This window comes from Planotetraspora sp. A-T 1434, from assembly GCF_025420585.1.
GTDB lineage: Bacteria > Actinomycetota > Actinomycetes > Streptosporangiales > Streptosporangiaceae > JAOEGB01.
On record NZ_JAOEGB010000070.1, the window covers coordinates 1 to 1,294 of the forward strand.

Genomic DNA, 1,294 nt, shown 5'->3' on the forward strand with positions numbered 1-1,294 from the left:
GGTCACCTTGCCGACCAGGATGTCACCGGTCGTGACCTCGGCGCCGATACGGATGATGCCCCGCTCGTCGAGGTCGGCCAGGACCTCCTCGGAGACGTTCGGGATGTCCCGGGTGATCTCCTCGGGGCCCAGCTTGGTGTCGCGGGCGTCGACCTCGTGCTCCTCGATGTGGATCGAGGAGAGCACGTCGTCCTGCACCAGGCGCTGGGAGAGGATGATCGCGTCTTCGTAGTTGTGACCCTCCCACGGCATGAACGCCACGAGCAGGTTCTTACCCAGCGCCATCTCACCGGTGTCGGTGCAGGGCCCGTCGGCGATCACCTGGTTGACCTCGACGCGGTCGCCCTCGGCGACGATCGGCTTCTGGTTGAAGCAGGTGCCCTGGTTCGACCGCTTGAACTTGGCGACCCGGTAGGTGGTCCGGGTGCCGTCGTCGTTCATGACGGTGACGTAGTCGGCGGAGACCTCCTCCACCACACCGGCCTTCTCGGCGTTGATGACGTCACCGGCGTCGGTCGCGGCGCGGTACTCCATGCCGGTGCCGACCAGCGGCGCCTCGCTCTTCAGCAGCGGCACCGACTGGCGCTGCATGTTGGAGCCCATGAGCGCGCGGTTGGCGTCGTCGTGCTCGAGGAACGGGATCATGGCGGTCGCGACCGACACCATCTGGCGCGGCGAGACGTCCATGTAGTCCACGTCGGACGGGTGAACCGCCTCGAACTCACCGCCCTTGCGGCGGGCCAGCACGCGGGACTCGGCGAAGCTGCCGTCGGCGTTCAGGACCGTGTTGGCCTGGGCGACGACGTGCCTGTCCTCCTCGTCCGCGGTCAGGTAGTCGATCTGGTCGGTGACCCGGCCGTCCTCGACGCGGCGGTACGGCGTCTCCACGAAGCCGAACGAGTTGACCCGGCCGAAGGACGACAGCGAGCCGATGAGGCCGATGTTCGGGCCTTCCGGGGTCTCGATCGGGCACATCCGGCCGTAGTGGGACGGGTGCACGTCACGGACCTCGAAGCCGGCCCGCTCACGCGACAGACCACCGGGGCCGAGGGCCGACAGACGCCGCTTGTGCGTCAGGCCCGCGAGCGGGTTGGTCTGGTCCATGAACTGCGACAGCTGCGAGGTGCCGAAGAACTCCTTGATCGACGCCACCACCGGGCGGATGTTGATCAGGGTCTGCGGCGTGATGGCCTCGACGTCCTGGGTCGTCATGCGCTCACGGACGACGCGCTCCATGCGGGCCAGGCCCAGGCGAACCTGGTTCTGGATGAGCTCGCCCACCGTACGGAGACGC

Annotated in this window: 1 pseudogene; it reads right to left on the reverse strand. The window is 67.9% G+C overall.

Annotated elements, in window-relative coordinates:
• Nucleotides 1-1,294, reverse strand: a pseudogene (locus N5079_RS34975) (DNA-directed RNA polymerase subunit beta); the annotation flags it as partial.